At 63.8% G+C, this 19246-nt stretch carries 18 protein-coding genes; 13 read left to right on the top strand and 5 right to left on the bottom strand.

Translation table 11 applies throughout. From position 1 onward, the window contains the following. Positions 1 to 255: 255 nt before the first annotated feature. From P7C00_RS30425 to P7C00_RS30445, 5 genes are all read left to right on the top strand, one after another. A complete protein-coding gene (locus tag P7C00_RS30425; protein ID WP_346633249.1) occupies positions 256 to 1611 on the top strand; it encodes a pitrilysin family protein in 1356 nt (451 codons plus the stop codon). Further along, positions 1604 to 3094: a M16 family metallopeptidase gene (locus P7C00_RS30430; protein ID WP_404937848.1), complete on the top strand. Its 1491-nt coding sequence runs from the start codon at positions 1604 to 1606 to the stop codon at positions 3092 to 3094. Before P7C00_RS30425 ends, P7C00_RS30430 begins: the two co-directional genes overlap by 8 nt. Then, complete coding sequence (gene rsmD, locus P7C00_RS30435; RefSeq protein WP_404937849.1) at positions 3094 to 3714, top strand: 16S rRNA (guanine(966)-N(2))-methyltransferase RsmD; 621 nt, start codon at positions 3094 to 3096, stop codon at positions 3712 to 3714. Before P7C00_RS30430 ends, rsmD begins: the two co-directional genes overlap by 1 nt. Before the next feature lie 74 nt (positions 3715 to 3788). After that, positions 3789 to 4790: a hydrolase gene (locus P7C00_RS30440; RefSeq protein ID WP_404937850.1), complete on the top strand. Its 1002-nt coding sequence runs from the start codon at positions 3789 to 3791 to the stop codon at positions 4788 to 4790. Next, positions 4783 to 5613, top strand: coding sequence for an AraC family transcriptional regulator (locus P7C00_RS30445; protein ID WP_346633253.1), 831 nt, complete (start codon positions 4783 to 4785; stop codon positions 5611 to 5613). The genes P7C00_RS30440 and P7C00_RS30445 overlap by 8 nt, the downstream gene beginning before the upstream one ends. Positions 5614 to 5716: 103 nt before the next feature. On the opposite strand, the gene P7C00_RS30450 is transcribed toward P7C00_RS30445, so the two are convergent. Continuing rightward, entirely contained in the window at positions 5717 to 6571 is an 855-nt protein-coding gene (locus P7C00_RS30450; RefSeq protein WP_346633254.1) for a sulfurtransferase, read from the bottom strand. A gap of 33 nt (positions 6572 to 6604) precedes the next feature. Next, entirely contained in the window at positions 6605 to 7276 is a 672-nt protein-coding gene (locus P7C00_RS30455; RefSeq protein ID WP_161758648.1) for a TetR/AcrR family transcriptional regulator, read from the bottom strand. A 145-nt stretch (positions 7277 to 7421) separates the two neighbouring features. On the opposite strand from P7C00_RS30455, the gene P7C00_RS30460 reads away from it, so the two are divergent. From P7C00_RS30460 to P7C00_RS30480, 5 genes are all read left to right on the top strand, one after another. Then, positions 7422 to 8852, top strand: coding sequence for a coniferyl aldehyde dehydrogenase (locus P7C00_RS30460; RefSeq protein ID WP_346633255.1), 1431 nt, complete (start codon positions 7422 to 7424; stop codon positions 8850 to 8852). Between the two features lie 37 nt (positions 8853 to 8889). Beyond that, positions 8890 to 9435 (top strand): twin-arginine translocation pathway signal protein, encoded by a 546-nt coding sequence (locus tag P7C00_RS30465; protein WP_346633256.1) that lies wholly within the window; start codon positions 8890 to 8892, stop codon positions 9433 to 9435. 45 nt (positions 9436 to 9480) lie between these two features. Continuing rightward, positions 9481 to 11076, top strand: a complete 1596-nt coding sequence (locus P7C00_RS30470; protein ID WP_404937851.1) for a GMC family oxidoreductase N-terminal domain-containing protein — start codon at positions 9481 to 9483, stop codon at positions 11074 to 11076. Positions 11077 to 11191: 115 nt separating this feature from the next. Then, on the top strand, positions 11192 to 11671 hold the full coding sequence (gene coaD, locus P7C00_RS30475; RefSeq protein ID WP_003195136.1) for a pantetheine-phosphate adenylyltransferase: 480 nt from the start codon (positions 11192 to 11194) through the stop codon (positions 11669 to 11671). 134 nt (positions 11672 to 11805) lie between these two features. Continuing rightward, entirely contained in the window at positions 11806 to 12057 is a 252-nt protein-coding gene (locus P7C00_RS30480; RefSeq protein WP_011064042.1) for a YfhL family 4Fe-4S dicluster ferredoxin, read from the top strand. A 63-nt stretch (positions 12058 to 12120) separates the two neighbouring features. Here P7C00_RS30480 and mutM read toward each other — a convergent pair whose 3' ends face one another. Both mutM and P7C00_RS30490 read right to left on the bottom strand, forming a co-directional pair. Further along, positions 12121 to 12933 (bottom strand): bifunctional DNA-formamidopyrimidine glycosylase/DNA-(apurinic or apyrimidinic site) lyase, encoded by an 813-nt coding sequence (gene mutM / locus P7C00_RS30485; RefSeq protein WP_346633258.1) that lies wholly within the window; start codon positions 12931 to 12933, stop codon positions 12121 to 12123. Positions 12934 to 12966: 33 nt separating this feature from the next. Next, positions 12967 to 13779 (bottom strand): HDOD domain-containing protein, encoded by an 813-nt coding sequence (locus P7C00_RS30490; RefSeq protein WP_185073746.1) that lies wholly within the window; start codon positions 13777 to 13779, stop codon positions 12967 to 12969. A 227-nt stretch (positions 13780 to 14006) separates the two neighbouring features. Here P7C00_RS30490 and P7C00_RS30495 point away from each other — a divergent pair, with 227 nt between their 5' ends. Then, positions 14007 to 15203, top strand: a complete 1197-nt coding sequence (locus P7C00_RS30495) for a class I SAM-dependent rRNA methyltransferase (RefSeq protein ID WP_346633259.1) — start codon at positions 14007 to 14009, stop codon at positions 15201 to 15203. 112 nt (positions 15204 to 15315) lie between these two features. After that, entirely contained in the window at positions 15316 to 16509 is a 1194-nt protein-coding gene (locus P7C00_RS30500) for an MFS transporter (protein ID WP_346633260.1), read from the top strand. On the opposite strand, the gene P7C00_RS30505 is transcribed toward P7C00_RS30500, so the two are convergent. Next, on the bottom strand, positions 16491 to 17057 hold the full coding sequence (locus P7C00_RS30505; protein WP_404937852.1) for a hypothetical protein: 567 nt from the start codon (positions 17055 to 17057) through the stop codon (positions 16491 to 16493). The two genes, P7C00_RS30500 and P7C00_RS30505, sit on opposite strands and share 19 nt — an antisense overlap. Before the next feature lie 313 nt (positions 17058 to 17370). On the opposite strand from P7C00_RS30505, the gene ilvD reads away from it, so the two are divergent. Next, complete coding sequence (gene ilvD / locus P7C00_RS30510; RefSeq protein ID WP_346633262.1) at positions 17371 to 19212, top strand: dihydroxy-acid dehydratase; 1842 nt, start codon at positions 17371 to 17373, stop codon at positions 19210 to 19212. The last annotated feature ends 34 nt before the right edge of the window (positions 19213 to 19246 follow it).

Raw genomic sequence — 19246 nt, forward strand, 5'->3', positions numbered from 1 at the left:
ACATGTTGTCGAAATGCCCAAAAGCACTTCAAGGATCGATTTTACTTAAGGACTGGAACGGCAAAATCGGCGAAAAGTCGAAGTTTAGCTGACAAATCAAGGCTTTTTGCCGGTAACTCATACAACCTGCTCAAGCACACTCTGATCCGTGCAAGCCTGATAGGCGTGGCCGCCAGTAAAACGGATCAGTATCCTAGCACCTCCTCGCCCGCTGACGCTAAGAACACGCGGGCAGCCCAACAGGTTTAAAAACGAATGAATGCTCTAGCCCGCCGCGCCGCAGGCCTGCTGCTCAGCACAGTTTGTCTGCCCCTTGCAGCCCTGGCTGCCGACCCGCAACCCACCCACGAATTCACCCTCGACAACGGCCTCAAAGTGGTGGTCCGCGAAGACCATCGTGCACCGGTAGTGGTGTCCCAGGTCTGGTACAAGGTCGGCTCCAGCTACGAAACCCCGGGCCAGACCGGTTTGTCCCACGCCCTGGAACACATGATGTTCAAGGGCAGCGAGAAGGTCGGCCCGGGCGAAGCCTCCCTGATCCTGCGGGACCTGGGCGCCGAAGAGAACGCCTTCACCAGCGACGACTTCACCGCTTATTACCAAGTCCTGGCACGGGACCGCCTGGGCGTGGCCCTGGAGCTGGAAGCCGATCGCATGGCCAGCCTGCGTCTGCCGGCCGACGAGTTCACCCGCGAGATCGAAGTGATCAAGGAAGAACGCCGCCTGCGCACCGACGACAAGCCGATGTCCAAGGCCTATGAGCGTTTCAAGGCCATGGCCTACCCCGCCAGCGGCTACCACACGCCGACCATCGGCTGGATGGCCGACCTGAACCGGATGAAGGTCGAGGAACTGCGCCACTGGTACCAAGCCTGGTACGTGCCGAACAACGCCACCCTGGTGGTGGTGGGCGACGTCACCCCGGATGAGGTCAAGACTCTGGCCCAGCGCTACTTCGGCGCCATCCCCAAACGCGACGTGCCACCGGCGAAGATCCCCCTGGAACTGGCCGAACCCGGCGAGCGCCTGATCACCCTGCACGTGAAGACCCAACTGCCGAGCCTGATGCTGGCCTTCAACGTGCCGAGCATCGCCACGGCTGAAGACAAGCGTTCGGTCAACGCCCTGCGCCTGGCCTCGGCCCTGCTGGACGGCGGCTACAGTGCCCGCATCCCGACCCAGCTGGAGCGCGGCGAAGAGTTGCTGTCCAACGGCTCGAGCAGCTACGACGCCTACAGCCGGGGCGACAGCCTGTTCATGCTCTCGGCCACCCCCAACAGCCAGAAGAAGAAAACCATCGCCCAGGCCGAGGCCGGGCTGTGGCGCCTGCTGGACCAGCTGAAGACCACCCCGCCGTCCGCCGAGGAACTGGAGCGGGTCCGAGCCCAAGTGATTGCCGGGCTGGTCTACGAGCGTGACTCGATCACCAGCCAGGCCAGCGCCATCGGCCAGCTGGAAACCGTCGGCCTGTCGTGGAAGTTGATGGACACCGAGCTTGCGGAACTGCAAAGCGTGACCCCGGAAGACATCCAGAAAGCCGCCCGCACCTATTTCACCCGGGAGCGTATGAGCGTGGCCCATGTACTGCCTGAGGAGTCCGCTCATGAGTAAGCGCAAGAATGCTTCACCGGTCCTGCTGGGCCTGGCCCTGGTCGCCCTGCTCACCGCCGGCGGCCTGTACCTGTCGCGCTCCGGCGAGAGCAATGCCAGCCAGGCCCTGGACAACGCCAAGACCAGCCAGAAGCTGCAGTCCCTGGCCGAGTTGGATGGCAAGGCTCCCAGCCACCGCAACCTCAATGTGCAGACCTGGAGCACTGCCGAAGGCGCCAAGGTGCTGTTCGTCGAAGCCCGCGAGCTGCCGATGTTCGACATGCGCCTGATCTTCGCCGCCGGCAGCAGCCAGGACGGCAACACTTCCGGCCTGGCCCTGCTGACCAACGCCATGCTCAACGAAGGTGTGCCCGGCAAGGATGTTGGCGCCATCGCTCGGGGCTTTGAAAGCCTGGGCGCGGATATCGGCAACGGCGCCTACAAAGACATGGCCGTGGTCTCGCTGCGCAGCCTCAGCGCTGTTGATAAACGCGAACCGGCCCTGAAGCTGTTCGCCGAAGTGGTGGGCAAGCCAACCTTCCCTGCCGATTCCCTGGCGCGGATCAAGAACCAGTTGCTCGCCGGCTTCGAGTACCAGAAGCAGAACCCTGGCAAGCTGGCCAGCCTGGAGCTGATGCAGCGCCTGTACGGCAGCCATCCCTACGCGCATGCCAGCGAAGGCAATGCCAAGAGCGTTCCGAGCATTAGCCTGGCGCAACTGCAAGCATTCCACGCCAAGGCCTATACCGCCGGTAATGTGGTGATCGCTCTGGTGGGCGACCTGTCCCGCAGCGACGCCGAGGCGATTGCCGCACAAGTCTCCGCCGCCCTGCCCAAAGGCCCGGCCCTGGCGAAGATCGAGCAACCCACTGAACCCAAGGCCAGCATCGGCCATATCGAGTTCCCATCGAGCCAGACCAACCTGATGCTGGCGCAACTGGGGATCGACCGTGACGATCCGGACTACGCCGCCGTGTCCCTGGGCAACCAGATCCTCGGCGGTGGCGGTTTCGGCACCCGGCTGATGAGCGAAGTACGCGAGAAGCGCGGCCTGACCTACGGCGTCTACTCGGGCTTCTCCCCGATGCAGGCCCGCGGCCCGTTCATGATCAACCTGCAGACCCGCGCGGAAATGAGCGAAGGCACCCTGAAGCTGGTGCAGGACGTGTTTGCCGACTACCTGAAGAACGGCCCGACCCAAAAGGAGCTGGACGACGCCAAGCGCGAACTGGCCGGCAGCTTCCCGCTGTCCACCGCCAGCAACGCCGATATCGTCGGCCAGCTGGGCGCCATGGGCTTCTATAATCTGCCGTTGAGCTACCTGGAAGACTTCATGCGTCAATCCCAGGAACTGACGGTGGAACAGGTCAAGGCCGCCATGAACAAGCACCTCGGCGTCGACAAGATGGTCATCGTCAGCGCAGGCCCGACCGTCGCGCAAAAGCCGTTGCCGCCCCCCACTGACAAACCCGCCGAGCAGCCGCTCGGGGTTCCGGAGCATTAATGGCCCGTCCAGCCCGTCCCAGCAAGAAGCCCGTCCACAACCAGCACAATGGCGTGGGCCAGCTGCGCATCATCGGCGGCGAATGGCGCAGCCGTAAGCTGAGCTTCCCCGACCTGCCGGGGTTGCGCCCGACCCCCGACCGGGTGCGTGAAACCCTGTTCAACTGGTTGGCGCCCTATGTGGCCGGGGCCAAGGTCCTCGACCTGTTCGCCGGCAGCGGTGCAGTGTTCCTCGAAGCCCTGTCCCGTGGCGCCGCCACGGGGCTGGCCCTGGACAGCAGCAGCGTGGCGATCTCCAGCCTGCGCGAGCACCTGGGCACCCTGCGTTGCACGGTGGGCCAGGCGCAGACCGCCGACGCCCTGCGCTATCTGGAAACCCAGCCGGCGACGCCGTTCGACCTGGCGTTCCTCGACCCACCGTTCAACCAGAACCTGCTGCCCGCTGCCTGCGCTTTGCTGGAAGAGCGCGGCTGGCTGGCGGACGACGCCTGGATCTACACCGAAAGCGAAACCGCACCGTCGACCCTGGGCCTGCCCGGGAGCTGGCGCCTGCACCGTGAACAAAAATCCGGGCAGGTGTATTACTCCTTGTGGCAACGTATGGCAGACAGCCCCGCGTAGAACCTGTTTACGCTCGGCCGGAACAAGGAGCGCAGCCCGCCCGGGCTGCGCTGCGCCGCATCGAGACCCACCCCGTGCCCAACTCACCTGATCGTTTCACCCCCGCCTTCGGCCTTGGCAACCCGCACCTGCAGACGCTGTGGGGCCCGCTGTGGCGCCCGACTACCCACCTTGAGCGCCAGCGCGAGCGTCTATGGCTGGATGACGGCGACTTTCTCGATCTTGACTGGCACGGCCCCCATAGCGCCGAGGCCCCACTGGTGCTGGTGCTGCATGGACTGACCGGTTCTTCCAACTCACCTTATGTGGCCGGCCTGCAACAGGCCCTGGCCAGCCAGGGCTGGGCCAGCGCAGCGCTGAACTGGCGCGGCTGCTCCGGCGAACCCAACCTGCTGCCCCGCAGCTACCACTCCGGCGCCAGCGAAGACCTGGCTTCGACCATTGCCCATCTGCGAGCCCAGCGCCCCCAGGCACCGCTGTACGCGGTGGGCTACTCCCTGGGGGGCAATGTGCTGCTCAAGTACCTGGGGGAAAGCGGCAGCGCCAGCCCGCTGCAAGGGGCCACGGCAGTGTCGGTGCCGTTTCGCCTGGACCAGTGCGCCGACCGCATTGGCCAGGGGTTCTCCAAGGTCTATCAGGCCCACTTCATGCGCGAGATGCTGGCCTACATCAAGAACAAGCAACGCCAGTTCCAGCACGACGGCCGCCATGAAGGCCTGGCGACCCTGGCGCAACTGGGCCCCCTGACCAAGATGCGCACCTTCTGGGACTTCGATGGCCGGGTCACCGCGCCGCTGCATGGCTTTGCCGATGCCCAGGACTACTACCGCCGTGCTTCCAGTCGCTATTTCCTCGGCGAGATCCGCACCCCGACCCTGATCATCCAGGCCACGGACGATCCCTTTGTGTTCCCCCACAGCCTGCCCGAGGCCGGCGAACTGTCCGCCAGCACCCAATTCGAACTGCAGGCCAAAGGCGGTCACGTGGGCTTTGTCGGGGGCTCTCTGAAACACCCGAGCTACTACCTGGAACAACGCATTCCGCAATGGCTGACCGGCCTGGGCCGCCATGGATAAGTCCGCCCGGGAGTCGATCCGCTTCTGGCAGACCGCGCCCCTGGCCGGGGTCGAATTGCTGGCCGCGCGTTATATCGAACAGCGCTTCGTGCCCCACGTGCACGAGGGTTACGTGATCGGCATGATCATGGCCGGCGCCCAGCGCTACCGCTATCGCGGGGCCGAGCACCTGGCGGGCAGCGGCACCCTGGTGCTGATCAACCCGGATGAATTGCACACCGGGGCCAAGGGCGTCGAAGACGGCTGGCTGTATCGGGCCTTTTACCCGGACAACCGGCAGATTCTCGGCTTGCTGGATGAACTGGAACTGCCCAGCGGCAGCCTGCCGGCCTTTGGCGCCACCCTGTATCGGGACCCGGATCTGGTGCAGGGTTTTGCCCGCCTGCACCACCTGCTGGAAAGCCCGGCCACCGCCCTGCAACAACAGACTCAGTGGCGAGAAATGCTGCTGTTGCTGCTACAGCGTCATGCCGGGGTCCGGGCGCTGGGCGAACCCGGGCAAGAGCACCGGGCGATTGTGCAGGCCAAGGAATTGCTGCGCTCGCAGTTGACGGCGCCACCGTCGTTGGAGGAGTTGGCGGCGGCAGTGAACCTGTCGCCGTTCCACTTTGCCCGGGTGTTTCGCCGGGCTACCGGAATTCCGCCCCACACCTGGCTGATGCAGCAGCGCATTGCCAAGGCCCGCGCCTTGCTGCGCGACGGCTGCCTGCCGCTGGAAGTGGCGACGCAGTTGGGGTTTGCCGACCAAAGCCATCTCAGCCGGCAGTTCAAGCAGGTGTATGGGGTGGCGCCGGCGGCTTACCGCAGCGCCGTTCTTCTGTAGGGCGGCGCGGCTTTCGCGAGCAAGCTCGCTCCTACAGGTCGGCGTGGCCCTGCGGGCCCTAGGAGCTGGCTTGCCAACGAAGAGGCTGGCAGAGTGCTGCCCGTCAGTCGCCAGTGGCGACAGGCCGTTGGGGATCGGTGATCCATTCGCTCCACGAACCCGCGTACAACCGCGCCAGGGGGTAGCCGGCCAGGCACAGGGCGAACAGGTTGTGGCAGGCGGTGACGCCAGAGCCGCAGTAAGCCACCAAGTGCTCCGGGGAGCGCCCGGCGAGCTTTTGCGCGAAACGCTGCTTGAGCTGGTCGGCCGCAAGGAAGCGCCCGTCCTCGCCCAGGTTGTCGGTGAATGCCGCACATTGGGCACCGGGAATATGCCCGGCCACCGGATCGATGGGCTCCACGTCGCCACGGAAACGCGGCAGGCCACGAGCATCCAGCAGGGTCAGGTCTGCCTGGCCCAGGCGCTTGCGCAAGTGCTCGGCATCCAGCAACAGACTGTGGTCGGGTTGACCGTTGAAGTGTCCGGGAACGCCGGCCGGAGCATCCAGACTCAGGGGCAGGCCGGCGGCATGCCAGGCTTTCAGGCCACCATCGAGAATGAATACGCCATCACGCTTGCCCAACCAGGCCAACAACCACCAGGCGCGAGCGGCGTAGGAGCCGGGGCCGTCGTCATAGAGCACGATCTCGCTGTCGTTATCGATGCCCCAGGCCTGCAGGCGCAGCACCAACTGCGCCGGCTCCGGCAACGGATGCCGGCCGGTCACGCCCTTGATCACCGGCGCGCTCAGGTCCCGGTTCAGATCGGCGAAATGCGCCCCGGCGATATGCCCGTCGGCGTAACTGCGCTGGCCGTAATCCGGGTCTTCCAGAGCAAAGCGACAATCCAGAATCACCAGACCGGGCTGCTGTTTCTTCTGGTCCAGGGCAAGCGGGCTGATCAACTGCGCGAGGGACATAGCGGGCTCCTGTGAATAAGTCGGAGGTTGATCCTACTGCACTTCTTCCAGGGCTTGGGCCAGGGGCACGTAAAACTCTTCGAACAGGCCGTTGACCGCTTCCCGGGCCTGGTCGGTGACAAAACCGGCTTCCAGCACCAGCACTTGATAGACGCCGCGCTTGATGGCTTCCTCGCTCAGGTGGGTGGAGCTCTCCCGGGTGGTGCACAGAAAGCGCACCCAGGACGTGAGGATGATCCAGGCATTGAGGGTCAGGGACTCGATCTGCACCTTGTCCATGGCGACGATCCCGGCCTCGACGAAGCGCCCGTAAATGGCCATGCCCTGGATCAGGCAGCGCTGGGAGAAGCGCCGGTAGCGGGCCGCCAGTTCGGCGTCGCTGTCCAGCAGGTGCTCCAGGTCGCGGTGCAGGAAGCGATAGCGCCACATGGCCGCCAGCAGCGCCTGCAGGTAATAGCGCTTGTCTTCCACGGTGACCGCACGCCCGGGGGGTGGGCGCAGGAAGCTGTCCACCAGGCTCTCGTACTCGGCGAACAGCACGGCGATGATCGCCTGCTTGTTGGGGAAGTGGTAGTACAGGTTGCCCGGAGAAATCTCCATGTGCGCCGCAATATGGTTGGTACTGACGTTGCGCTCGCCCTGTTGGTTAAACAGCTCAAGACTGAACTGAACGATGCGTTCGCGGGTTTTTATGCGTGGGGCCATGGGCGTGGGCTTTAATCAGAAGGCTGAGGTGCATCTTACGTTCTATCCCCCTGAGGATAAATCGCGACCGGCACCGGATGGTATTTGACAATTTAGAGCATAAGCTCTAAAAAACTAGCCACCCTATAAAAACCGGAGCCCGTCCATGTCTGCCGAAATCGCTTACCTGCAGGATTCCCTTGAGCAACAGGACGAGCTGCATGAGCTGTTCGAAGCCCAGCGCCGGGCCTTCGCCGCCAATCCCATGCCACCGGCCGCACAACGCCAACAATGGCTCAAATCGCTGCAGAATCTGCTCGACACCGAACGCCAGGCGCTGATCGACGCCATCAGCCAGGACTTCAGCAACCGCAGCGCCGATGAAACCCTGCTGGCCGAGCTGATGCCCAGCCTGCATGGCATCCACTACGCCAGCAAGCACCTGAAAAAATGGATGAAGCCCTCTCGCCGCGCCGTGGGCCTGGCCTTCCAGCCGGCCTCGGCCAAGGTGGTCTATCAGCCGCTGGGGGTGGTGGGCGTCATCGTGCCGTGGAACTACCCGCTGTACCTGTGCATGGGGCCGTTGGTAGGGGCCCTGGCCGCCGGCAACCGGGTGATGCTCAAGCTCAGTGAATCCACCCCGGCCACCGGCCAGTTGCTCAAACAATTGCTGGCCCGGGTGTTCCCCGAGGATCTGGTGTGCGTGGTGCTGGGCGAAGCCGAAGTGGGCATGGCCTTCTCCAAGCTGCGTTTCGACCATCTGCTGTTCACCGGCGCCACCAGTATTGGCAAGCACGTGATGCGCGCAGCGGCAGAGAACCTGACCCCGGTGACCCTTGAGCTGGGAGGCAAGTCCCCGGCCATCGTGTCCCACACCGTGCCCCTCAAGGACGCTGCCGAACGTATCGCCTTCGGCAAGACCCTGAACGCCGGGCAGACCTGCGTCGCCCCGGACTACGTGCTGGTACCTGAAGATCGAATCGGCGCCTTTGTCGAAGCCTATCGCCAGGTGGTGCGCGGTTTCTTCCCGACCCTGGCGGACAACCCCGACTACACCGCGATCATCAACCAGCGCCAGCTGACGCGGCTCAACGGCTACCTGAGTGATGCCACCAGCAAGGGCGCGCTGTTGGTGTCGCTGTTCGAACAGAGCCAGGAGCGGCGCCTGGGCCACAGCCTGCTATTGAATGTCACCGACGAAATGACCGTGATGCAGGACGAGATCTTCGGCCCGATCCTGCCCATCGTGCCCTACAAGACCCTGGACCAGGCCCTCGCCTACATCACCCAGCGTCCGCGCCCCCTGGCCTTGTACTACTTCGGTTACGACAAGTCCGAACAGCAGCGGGTACTCAACGAAACCCACTCCGGCGGCGTGTGCCTCAACGACACCCTGCTGCATGTGGCCCAGGATGACCTGCCGTTCGGTGGCGTCGGCCCTTCCGGCATGGGTCACTACCACGGGCATGAAGGCTTCCTGACCTTCAGCAAGGCCAAGGGGGTGTTCATCAAGCAGCGCTTCAATGCAGCTCGCCTGATCTATCCGCCGTACGGCAAGTCGATCCAGAAGCTCATTCAAAAGCTGTTCATCCGCTAAAGAACCTCAACCAGTACATCGCCGGGTAATAACAACAATGACCCCTAGCCTGTCTGAAACACCCGCGCTGTCACGGCGCGGCCTGCTGAAAATCAGCCTTTGCGCCAGTGCTTTCCTGGCCACCGCAGGGCTGGGCGCGAGCCTCAGCGGTTGCTCCGCCAGCACGCCCGCCAGCGGTTTTACCCTGTTGCGCAGCAATGACCTGCCGTTTTTGCGGGCGCTGATCCCGGTGATGCTTGAAGGCGCCGTGGCGGCGGACAAGATGCCCGCCGCCATCGACGGCACCCTGGCCAACCTGGACAACGCCCTCAATCACCTGTCGCCGGAAATGTTCAAGCTCACCCAGCAGTTGTTTGATGTGCTGGGCATGGCAGTCACCCGCGGCCCGCTGACGGGGATCTGGGGCAGTTGGGAAAACGCCAGCGCCGAGGCCATCCGCAACTTCCTCAGCCGCTGGGAAAACAGCTTCCTGGCCCTGCTGCGCATGGGCCATGCCTCGTTGCTGCAACTGGTGATGATGGCCTGGTACACCCGCCCCGAATCCTGGGCCCACTGCGGCTACCCCGGGCCGCCCAAGGTCTGATCCGACTCGTCCCGGCGCACCATCCATAATAAGAGAGCACCGAATATGCCCGTACCTGATCTGTTCCGCGAAGGCCTGAAGCGTGGCTGGAAAACCTACAACGGCTCGCAGCTGGAGCAGGACCTGACCCTGGAAGCCGATGTCGCCATCATCGGCAGCGGTGCCGGGGGTGGCACCACCGCCGAAATCCTCAGCGCCGCCGGCTACAAGGTGCTGCTGATCGAGGAAGGCCCGCTCAAGACCAGCGACGATTTCAAGATGCTGGAGGACCAGGCCTATACCAGCCTGTATCAGGAAGGCATCGGGCGCATGAGCAAAGACGGCGCCATCACCATCCTCCAGGGCCGCGCCGTGGGCGGCACCACGCTGATCAACTGGACATCGAGCTTCCGCACTCCCGACCCGACCCTGGAACACTGGGCCCGGGAGCACGGGGTGGTGGGCCACAGCTCAGCCGAGATGGCGCCCTGGTTCGAGAAGATGGAGCAGCGCCTGGGGGTCGCGCCCTGGGTCATGCCACCCAATGCCAACAACGACGTGATCCGCAAGGGCTGCGAAGCCCTGGGCTACAGCTGGCATGTGATTCCGCGCAACGTCCGCGGCTGCTGGAACCTGGGCTATTGCGGCCTGGGCTGCCCCACCAACGCTAAGCAATCGATGCTGGTGACCACCATTCCGGCGACCCTGGAGAAAGGCGGCGAGCTGCTGTACCTGGCCCGGGCCAATCGCCTGCAGCTCAAGGATGACCAGGTCAGCAGCCTGCAATGTGTGGCCATGGATGCCCGTTGCGTGGCGCCCACGGGACGAACCATCACCGTCAAGGCCAAGCATTACGTGCTGGCTGGCGGCGGCATCAACAGTCCGGCCCTGCTGCTGCGCTCCGATGCCCCGGACCCGCATTCGCGCCTGGGCAAGCGGACCTTCCTGCACTTGGTAAACTTCTCCGCCGGCCAGTTCGACGAGGTGATCAACCCGTTCTACGGCGCCCCCCAGTCGATCTACTCCGACCACTTCCAGTGGCAGGACGGCACCACCGGCAAGATGTCCTACAAACTCGAAGTGCCGCCCCTGCAACCGGCCCTGGCCAGTACCCTGCTAGGCGGTTTCGGGCCGCAGAGCGGGTTGTCCATGGAGCAACTGCCCCACACCCACGCCATGCTGGCCCTGTTGCGGGACGGCTTCCATCCCGACAGCACTGGCGGCAACGTCGAACTGCGGGGCGACGGCACACCGGCGCTCGACTATCAGGTCTCGCCCTACGCCTGGGATGGCCTGCGCCGGGCCTTCCACAGCATGGCGGAGATCCAGTTCGCCGGCGGTGCCAAGGCGGTCAAGCCGCTGCACAGCGACGCCCGCTTCGCCAAGACCCTGAATGAAGTCCGCTCGCAGATCGACGGCCTGGACCTGGCGCTGTACCGCACCCGCCTGGGCAGCGCCCACGTGATGGGCGGCTGCGCCATGGGCGAAGACCCGAAGAACGCCGTGGCCGACAGCCTCGGGCGTCACCATCAACTGCGCAATCTGTCGATCCACGACGGCTCGCTGTTTCCCACCAGCATCGGTGCCAACCCACAGCTGTCGGTCTACGGCCTGACGGCGCAACTGGCCACGGCCCTGGCGGAGCGCTTGAAAACGGCGTGAAAAAGCGGGGTATTTTCGTCGTCTATAGTGCTTTCTTCCCTAAAAGGCGACTTGGCCGACCGGGAAGGCTGCGATACCATCCGACTCCCCAACGGATTCCCGCCAGGACGACGCGATGAACCGAGTGTTGTACCCAGGTACCTTCGACCCTATTACCAAGGGCCACGGCGATCTGGTCGAGCGCGCCTCGCGGCTGTTCGACCACGTGATCATCGCCGTTGCTGCCAGCCCCAAGAAAAACCCGCTGTTCCCCCTGGAACAACGCGTGGAACTGGCGCAAGAGGTGACCAAGCACCTGCCCAACGTTGAAGTCGTCGGCTTCTCCACCCTACTGGCGCACTTTGCCAAGGAGCAGAACGCCAATGTCTTTCTGCGGGGCCTGCGAGCGGTTTCGGACTTTGAATACGAGTTCCAGCTGGCCAACATGAACCGCCAACTGGCGCCGGACGTGGAAAGCCTGTTCCTGACTCCGTCGGAGCGCTACTCGTTCATTTCCTCGACGCTGGTTCGTGAAATCGCGGCCCTGGGCGGTGATATCACCAAGTTCGTCCATCCGGCCGTCGCCGATGCACTGACCCTGCGCTTCAAGAAATAAGCCGTGCGGCCCCGCAGAGGGGCCCTTGCCAGGCGTCAGCCATCGCGCCCGCGTGCACTGCGGGCGTCAATACGGCACAATTGCGCGCATTCGTTTTTACATGCCAGGGCCTGCCGCCCAGGCCGGAGTCCCCCATGTCCCTGATCATCACCGACGATTGCATCAACTGCGACGTCTGCGAACCCGAGTGCCCCAACGCGGCCATTTCTCAAGGCGAGGAGATCTACGTGATCGATCCGAACCTGTGCACCCAGTGCGTCGGCCACTACGACGAGCCACAGTGCCAACAGGTGTGCCCGGTGGATTGCATTCCACTGGACGAAGCGCGTCCGGAAACCGAAGAAGAGTTGATGGCCAAGTACCGGAAGATCACCGGCAAGGCTTGAGTGATATGACGCCCTTTCGGCTCCCACAAACACCTGTAGGAGCCGGCTTGCCGGCGAAGCTTCTCAGCTCTGGCAACGTGGGCAATAGACGCTGGCCCGCTGGCCCAGCTTGATTTCCCGCAGCCCCGTGCCGCAGACCTTGCAGTGCTCCCCGCCACGTCCGTAGACGAACAGCTCCTGCTGGAAGTACCCCGGCTGACCGTCGCCGCCGATAAAATCGCGCAGGGTGGTGCCACCGCGCTCGATGGCCGCCGCCAGGATGCGTTTGATCTCGATCGCCAGCTGCAGATAGCGGGCCCGGGAAATGCCCTTGGCCTCACGACGCGGATCGATGCCCGCGGCGAACAACGCCTCGGTCGCATAGATATTGCCCACCCCCACTACCACCGCGTTGTCCATGATGAACGGCTTGACCGCCATGGAACGTCCCCGGGACAGCTGGAACAGGCGCTCACCATCGAACAGGTCAGTCAACGGTTCCGGTCCCAGGCGCGCCAGCAGCTCGTGATTCAACGGGTCCAGGCTCCAGAGCATGGCGCCAAACCGCCGCGGGTCGGTGTAGCGCAGGGCCAGGCCCGACTCCAGTTCGATATCCACATGTTCGTGCTTGGCCGCCGGCAGGCCAATTTCCACCAGGCGCAGATTGCCCGACATGCCCAGATGACTGATGAGGGTGCCGACTTCGGCATTGATCAACAGGTACTTGGCCCGACGATCCACCTGGACGATGCGCTGCCCGGACAGGCGCACATCCAGATCCTCGGGGATCGGCCAGCGCAAACGCCGGTCACGGACGATGACCCGACTGACCTTCTGGCCTTCCAGGTGCGGTGCGATCCCGCGCCGAGTGGTTTCGACTTCAGGTAATTCAGGCATATCCGCCCCTGGCAATCATCACGAAATGAACGATCAGTGTGCGCCCAGCTCGCGCACGGTTTCCTTGAGGTTCTCGAAGTCGTAATCCGACAGACCGACGTAATCGAGAACCAGATGGCCAATGCTGTTCCACTCGTGATCTTCCACCTGGTTGCCCAGGACCCGATAGGACGCGCAGATGTGCTCGGCCATCTTCAGGATCGCCAGCAGATTCTTCAGTTGGCTGTTGCGCGAGGACTCGTCGCTGAAGATCGCCAGGGCGTTGTGGTGATTGGCGATGGCATTGGTCACATGTTCCGGCAAGCGCCAGGACTTGGCGGTGTAGTAACCCACCACCGCGTGGTTGGTGTTGAAGGCACGGTTTTCCGTGTCCACCACTCGCTGCTCCGGCCCGGCGCTGCCATAGGCCTCTTCCAGCACGGTCATGTAGTCGGGGAAACGCTTGAGCATCAGCGGCACGCCGCAGTCGTGGAACAGCCCCAGGGCATAGGCTTCATCCACCGCCTGGGAGCCGGTGCGCTTGGCCAGGGTCAGGCAGGTCATGGCCACATCCTGGGCGGTGTCCCAGAAGCGGTTGAGGGTGACGATGGTTTCGTCACTCATCTCGCCCTTGATCGACTGCGCGTTGATCAGATTGATGATCGAGCGGCTGCCCAAGAGATTCACCGCGCGCTGGATCGAGGCGATCTTGTTGCTCAGGCCGTAATACGGCGAGTTGACGATCTTCAGCAGTGCGCCGGACAGGCCCGGGTCCTGGGATATCAGCTTGGCAATCACTTCCAGGTCGGGGTCGGGCATGTACTGCTCCATCTGCAAATCCACCATGATTTGCGGTTGAGGCGGCACGCTGATGCCTTGCAGGGCCTGTTGAATCTGTTCGGCTGATAGCTCTTGGGACATAAGTACACACTCTGGCTGAGGCGGCGATTCTAACCCCTAACCACACAATGTTGGGCGAACGGACAGGAACTTTACCCCGCGACTTGGTTACACGGCCCTGGCCGCAGGTCCATTGGCCATCGCTTGGGCCCCGCGAAGGGGTATAATCGCGCCCTTTTTTCCGGAGCGACGTCATGTCCCTGCCAAGCCTGCGCCTCAAAGCCAACGCCGATCGCCGCCTGCGCGCCGGCCACCTGTGGGTCTACAGCAACGAAATCGATGTAGCCGCCACCCCTCTGCACGGCTTCAAGGCAGGCGACCAGGCGGTACTGGAAGCCGCCGGCGGCAAGCCTCTGGGCGTGGTTGCCATGAGCCCGAACAACCTGATCTGCGCCCGCCTGCTGTCCCGGGACGCCAAGCTGGCCCTGGACAAGTCGCTGCTGGTGCACCGCCTGAACGTGGCCCTGTCCCTGCGCGAGCGGCTGTTCGACAAGCCGTTCTACCGCCTGGTCTACGGCGACTCCGACCTGCTGCCGGGCCTGGTGGTCGACCGTTTTGGCGACATCCTGGTGGTACAGATCGCCTCGGCGACCATGGAAACCCACAAGGACGACGTGATTGCGGCCCTGACTCAGGTGCTCAAGCCCAGCGGCATCCTGTTCAAGAACGACTCCGCCGCCCGTGACGCCGAAGGCCTGAGCCGCTACGTCGAAACCGTGTTCGGCCTGGTACCGGAGTGGGTTGCTCTGGAAGAGAACGGCGTGAAGTTCGAAGCCCCGGTGATCCAGGGCCAGAAAACCGGCTGGTTCTACGACCACCGCATGAACCGCGCCCGCCTGGCGCCTTACGCCAAGGGCAAGCGCGTGCTGGACCTGTACAGCTACATCGGCGGCTGGGGTGTGCAAGCCGCGGCGTTCGGCGCCAGTGAAGTGTTCTGCGTCGATGCCTCGGCCTTCGCCCTCGATGGCGTGGAGCGCAACGCGGCGCTGAACGGTTTCGCCGAGAAAATGACCTGCATCGAAGGCGATGTCTTCGAAGCCCTGAAAGAGCTGAAAGCCAGTGAAGAACGCTTCGACGTGATCGTTGCCGACCCACCCGCCTTCATCAAACGCAAGAAAGACCTGAAGAACGGCGAAGGCGCCTACCGCCGCCTGAACGAACAAGCCATGCGCCTGCTCAACAAGGACGGCATCCTGGTCAGCGCCTCATGCTCGATGCACTTGCCCGAGGACGACCTGCAGAACATCCTGCTGACCAGTGCCCGCCACCTGGACCGCAATATCCAACTGCTGGAACGCGGCGGCCAGGGCCCGGATCACCCGGTGCACCCAGCCATCCCGGAAACCCGCTACATCAAGAGCATCACCTGCCGCCTGCTGCCCAACAGCTGAGCCCGGGCCGACGGCCATTCCCGCCCTGCGCGGGAATGGCCAGCGCCACCGATTGACTTTGCAACGCCACGACTGGATTCTCGGCCCCTCTCAAGGACCGAGACGCCGCACCATGGGCCACTCCCCCGCCACCGCGAAAAAGACATCAGCGATCATCCTGCTGCTGACCATGACCCTGCTCGGGGTTTTCCCGCTGGACGTCATCCTCCCCTCCTTTCCCGCCCTGGCCGAACGCTTCCAGACCTCCAGCGTCGATATCGCGCTGTCCATCAGCCTGTTCGCCATTGGCTTGTCATTTTCCCTGTTGGTGGTCGGACCGCTGTCAGACACCCTAGGGCGAAAGAAGCTGCTACTGGCAGGCATGAGCGTGGCCATCGCCGGGGCGCTCGGTTGCATGACCGCCAGTGAGTACAGCTGGTTTCTGCTGTTTCGCGTGGTCCAGGCAGTCGGCTGTGGCTGCTTCGTACTGTCCCAGGCACTGGTGCAGGACATGTTCGTCGGCAAGCAGCAGGAGCGCTTGCGCATCGCCATGGTCACCGCCAGCGGTCTCTTCATTTCCCTGTCACCGCTGTTAGGCACCTGGCTGCAGGCCCACCTGGGCTGGCAGGGCAGCTTCGAGGTATTTGTCGGCCTCAGCCTGTTGGTCATCCTCAAGGCCTGCTTCCTGCTGGAGAACACCCCAGGCACGGCGGCGGCACGTCAGCGGAATATCTTCACGGCCTACCGGCTGGTGTTTGCCGACCTGTCGTTCGTCGGCTACTGGCTGATCTCGGCACTGGCCTTCGCCTGCCATTTCTCGTTCATCGTCGTTTCACCGATCATTTTCATGGAGCAGTTGCAGCTCTCGCCCTACCAGTACTCGCTGGCACTGCTGCTGTATGGAGCCGCCTACGTATTGGGCGGCATCGGCGCCGGGGTGATGAACCGTTACCTGCAAGCCAGCACCCAGATCGTCACCGGCCTGGGGCTGATCGCCCTGTCCGGCCTGCTGATGCTGTTGTTGCAGCCGTTCGAGCGGTCCGTCGCCACGGTCCTGGTGCCGATGATCATCTGCACCGCCGGCACCACCATCACCCGCCCGGTGGCAACCTCGCGGGCCATGGGCATTTTTCCGCAGAACGCAGGAACCTCGGCTTCGGCGGGCAACATGATCATCTTTATCAGTGGCGGCCTGATCAGTGGCTTCATCAACCTGAGCAGCAGCAACCTGGTGACGGCGCTGGGCCTGTGCTTTCTGCTGCTGAGTGCTGCCGCCCTGGGCCTGAACAGCCTGGTCAACCGTCGTTATCAGGGCGCTTGCGTCTGAAGATCGCGCAAACGGCACAAATCCCTGAGGTACAGGACAAAGGAGAATGCCAAGGGTGGCCCGGTGAAGTAGCGCAAGGACAGGAACCCGCTCTTGAAGGGGTCCAGATGGTGTTCGTGGGTCCAGAAATCGAACAACGCCTGCACCAGCCACGCAGCGGAAAGGGCCACCAGCATCCAGGCTCCGTCACCCAACAGCCGTCGTTTAAAACCGTCACGTCCCGGCAGCCAAGTGGCGCTGAGCAGCGTCATCAGCAGCAGGAGCACCACCACGCTGTAGATCACCCCACGGGTGGAGGGCAATTCACTGCAGGCCTGCACCAGCACCGCCGCCGCGAAGGCGAGCAGCAGGGCGGCTCGCCAGGTGCGCCACTGGCGGCGCTGCTCGGCCAGCAGTTGCACGAACCCGCCGCCCGTCAGCAGCGCGGCGCCCACCACGGCCATGGCACTGCCCGGCCAGTCGCTGTAGAGCACCAGCCACATCAGCAGCAGACCCTGCAGCAGGCCAGTGCCCAGGTAGAACCTCAGGGATCGCATGTTCGCGGACATTCCAGCTCCATTGGAAGGGGATCGAGGGGCGGCGAGTCTAAACCAGGAGCGGCCAGGCTGGCAGCCTCCCTGTCAGATCCAGGCAATCGCACGCCACAGAGCGGCCACGGCATTCCTTCCTGACGCCAGCGGTGTAGAATCGGCAAATTCATCGCCAGTCATCCCCCGGCGGGTTTATGAGCTCAGGCTGAGGCGCGCGGCGATCCCGCGACGTCATCGGCAGCTTTCGGACACACGGCCATTTCTGAGTGTTCCCGAGGTCAATAGAAGCTCACTCCCCATTTGTTCCCTGATTAGCCGCCCGGAGTGCTCCATGCCTGATTACCGCTCGAAAACATCCACCCACGGCCGCAACATGGCCGGCGCCCGCGCACTGTGGCGCGCCACGGGGATGAAAGATGACGACTTCAAGAAGCCGATCATTGCCATTGCCAACTCCTTCACCCAGTTCGTCCCGGGGCACGTGCACCTGAAGGACCTGGGCCAGCTGGTCGCCCGTGAGATCGAACGCGCCGGTGGCGTGGCCAAGGAATTCAACACCATCGCCGTGGACGACGGCATCGCCATGGGCCACGACGGCATGCTGTATTCGCTGCCGAGCCGCGAGATCATCGCCGACTCTGTGGAATACATGGTCAACGCCCACTGCGCCGACGCCATCGTGTGCATTTCCAACTGCGACAAGATCACCCCCGGCATGCTGATGGCCGCCCTGCGCCTGAACATCCCGGTGATCTTCGTCTCCGGCGGCCCGATGGAAGCCGGCAAGACCAAGCTCGCCAGCCACGGCCTGGACCTGGTGGACGCCATGGTCATCGCCGCCGACTCCAGCGCTTCTGACGAGAAGGTTGCCGAGTACGAGCGCAGCGCCTGCCCGACCTGTGGTTCGTGCTCCGGCATGTTCACCGCCAACTCCATGAACTGCCTGACCGAAGCTCTGGGCCTGGCCCTGCCGGGCAACGGTTCGACACTGGCCACCCACAGCGACCGTGAGGAACTGTTCCTGCGGGCCGGACGCACCATCGTCGAGTTGTGCCAGCGCTACTACGGCGACAACGACGAGTCGGTACTGCCGCGCAACATCGCCAACTTCAAGGCGTTCGAGAACGCCATGACCCTGGACATCGCCATGGGCGGTTCCACCAACACCATCCTGCACCTCTTGGCCGCTGCCCAGGAAGCCGAGATCGACTTCGACCTGCGGGACATCGATCGCCTGTCGCGCCACGTGCCACAGCTCTGCAAAGTGGCGCCGAACATCCAGAAGTACCACATGGAAGACGTGCACCGCGCCGGCGGTATCTTCAGCATCCTCGGCGAATTGGCCCGTGGCGGCCTGCTGCACACCGACCTGCCCACCGTACACAGCAAGACCATGGCCGAGGGCATCGCCCAGTGGGACATCACCCAGACCACGGACGAAGCCGTGCATCACTTCTTCAAGGCCGGCCCGGCGGGCATCCCGACCCAGACCGCCTTCAGCCAGTCGACCCGTTGGGACAGCCTCGACGACGACCGTGAAAACGGCTGCATCCGCAGCGTCGAACATGCCTATTCCAAGGAAGGCGGCCTGGCCGTGCTCTACGGCAACATCGCCCTGGACGGCTGCGTGGTGAAGACCGCCGGTGTCGACGAGTCGATCCACGTCTTCGAAGGTAACGCCAAGATCTTCGAAAGCCAGGACAGCGCCGTGCGCGGCATCCTCGCTGACGAAGTGAAAGCAGGCGACATCGTGATCATTCGTTACGAAGGTCCGAAAGGCGGCCCGGGCATGCAGGAAATGCTCTATCCGACGTCCTACCTGAAATCCAAGGGCCTGGGCAAAGACTGCGCGCTGCTCACCGACGGCCGCTTCTCCGGCGGCACTTCGGGCCTGTCCATCGGCCACGCCTCACCAGAAGCGGCAGCCGGCGGCGCCATTGGTCTGGTGCAGGACGGCGACAAGGTCCTGATCGACATCCCCAACCGCTCGATCAACCTGTTGGTCAGCGACGAGGAACTGGCAGCCCGCCGTGTCGAGCAGGACAAGAAAGGCTGGAAACCGGTGGAGGCACGCCCACGCAAGGTGACCACGGCACTGAAAGCCTACGCCCTGCTGGCCACCAGCGCCGACAAGGGTGCGGTGCGCAACAAGGCCATGCTCGACGGCCTCTGATCGCATTGCCCTGAAATGAAAATGCCCCGCCAAG

It is taken from the genome of Pseudomonas sp. JDS08PS003 (assembly GCF_045013505.1).
GTDB classification, from domain to species: domain Bacteria; phylum Pseudomonadota; class Gammaproteobacteria; order Pseudomonadales; family Pseudomonadaceae; genus Aquipseudomonas; species Aquipseudomonas protegens_B.

Excerpts from the sequence above, each read along its gene's own strand:
- P7C00_RS30425 (WP_346633249.1), top strand. The coding sequence starts at position 256 with ATGAATGCTCTAGCCCGCCGCGCCGCAGGCCTGCTGCTCAGCACAGTT.
- P7C00_RS30430 (WP_404937848.1), top strand. The coding sequence starts at position 1,604 with ATGAGTAAGCGCAAGAATGCTTCACCGGTCCTGCTGGGCCTGGCCCTG.
- rsmD (WP_404937849.1), top strand. The coding sequence starts at position 3,094 with ATGGCCCGTCCAGCCCGTCCCAGCAAGAAGCCCGTCCACAACCAGCAC.
- P7C00_RS30445 (WP_346633253.1), top strand. The coding sequence starts at position 4,783 with ATGGATAAGTCCGCCCGGGAGTCGATCCGCTTCTGGCAGACCGCGCCC.
- P7C00_RS30450 (WP_346633254.1), bottom strand. The coding sequence starts at position 6,571 with ATGTCCCTCGCGCAGTTGATCAGCCCGCTTGCCCTGGACCAGAAGAAA.
- P7C00_RS30455 (WP_161758648.1), bottom strand. The coding sequence starts at position 7,276 with ATGGCCCCACGCATAAAAACCCGCGAACGCATCGTTCAGTTCAGTCTT.
- P7C00_RS30460 (WP_346633255.1), top strand. The coding sequence starts at position 7,422 with ATGTCTGCCGAAATCGCTTACCTGCAGGATTCCCTTGAGCAACAGGAC.
- P7C00_RS30465 (WP_346633256.1), top strand. The coding sequence starts at position 8,890 with ATGACCCCTAGCCTGTCTGAAACACCCGCGCTGTCACGGCGCGGCCTG.
- P7C00_RS30470 (WP_404937851.1), top strand. The coding sequence starts at position 9,481 with ATGCCCGTACCTGATCTGTTCCGCGAAGGCCTGAAGCGTGGCTGGAAA.
- coaD (WP_003195136.1), top strand. The coding sequence starts at position 11,192 with ATGAACCGAGTGTTGTACCCAGGTACCTTCGACCCTATTACCAAGGGC.
- P7C00_RS30480 (WP_011064042.1), top strand. The coding sequence starts at position 11,806 with ATGTCCCTGATCATCACCGACGATTGCATCAACTGCGACGTCTGCGAA.
- mutM (WP_346633258.1), bottom strand. The coding sequence starts at position 12,933 with ATGCCTGAATTACCTGAAGTCGAAACCACTCGGCGCGGGATCGCACCG.
- P7C00_RS30495 (WP_346633259.1), top strand. The coding sequence starts at position 14,007 with ATGTCCCTGCCAAGCCTGCGCCTCAAAGCCAACGCCGATCGCCGCCTG.
- P7C00_RS30500 (WP_346633260.1), top strand. The coding sequence starts at position 15,316 with ATGGGCCACTCCCCCGCCACCGCGAAAAAGACATCAGCGATCATCCTG.
- P7C00_RS30505 (WP_404937852.1), bottom strand. The coding sequence starts at position 17,057 with ATGTCCGCGAACATGCGATCCCTGAGGTTCTACCTGGGCACTGGCCTG.
- ilvD (WP_346633262.1), top strand. The coding sequence starts at position 17,371 with ATGCCTGATTACCGCTCGAAAACATCCACCCACGGCCGCAACATGGCC.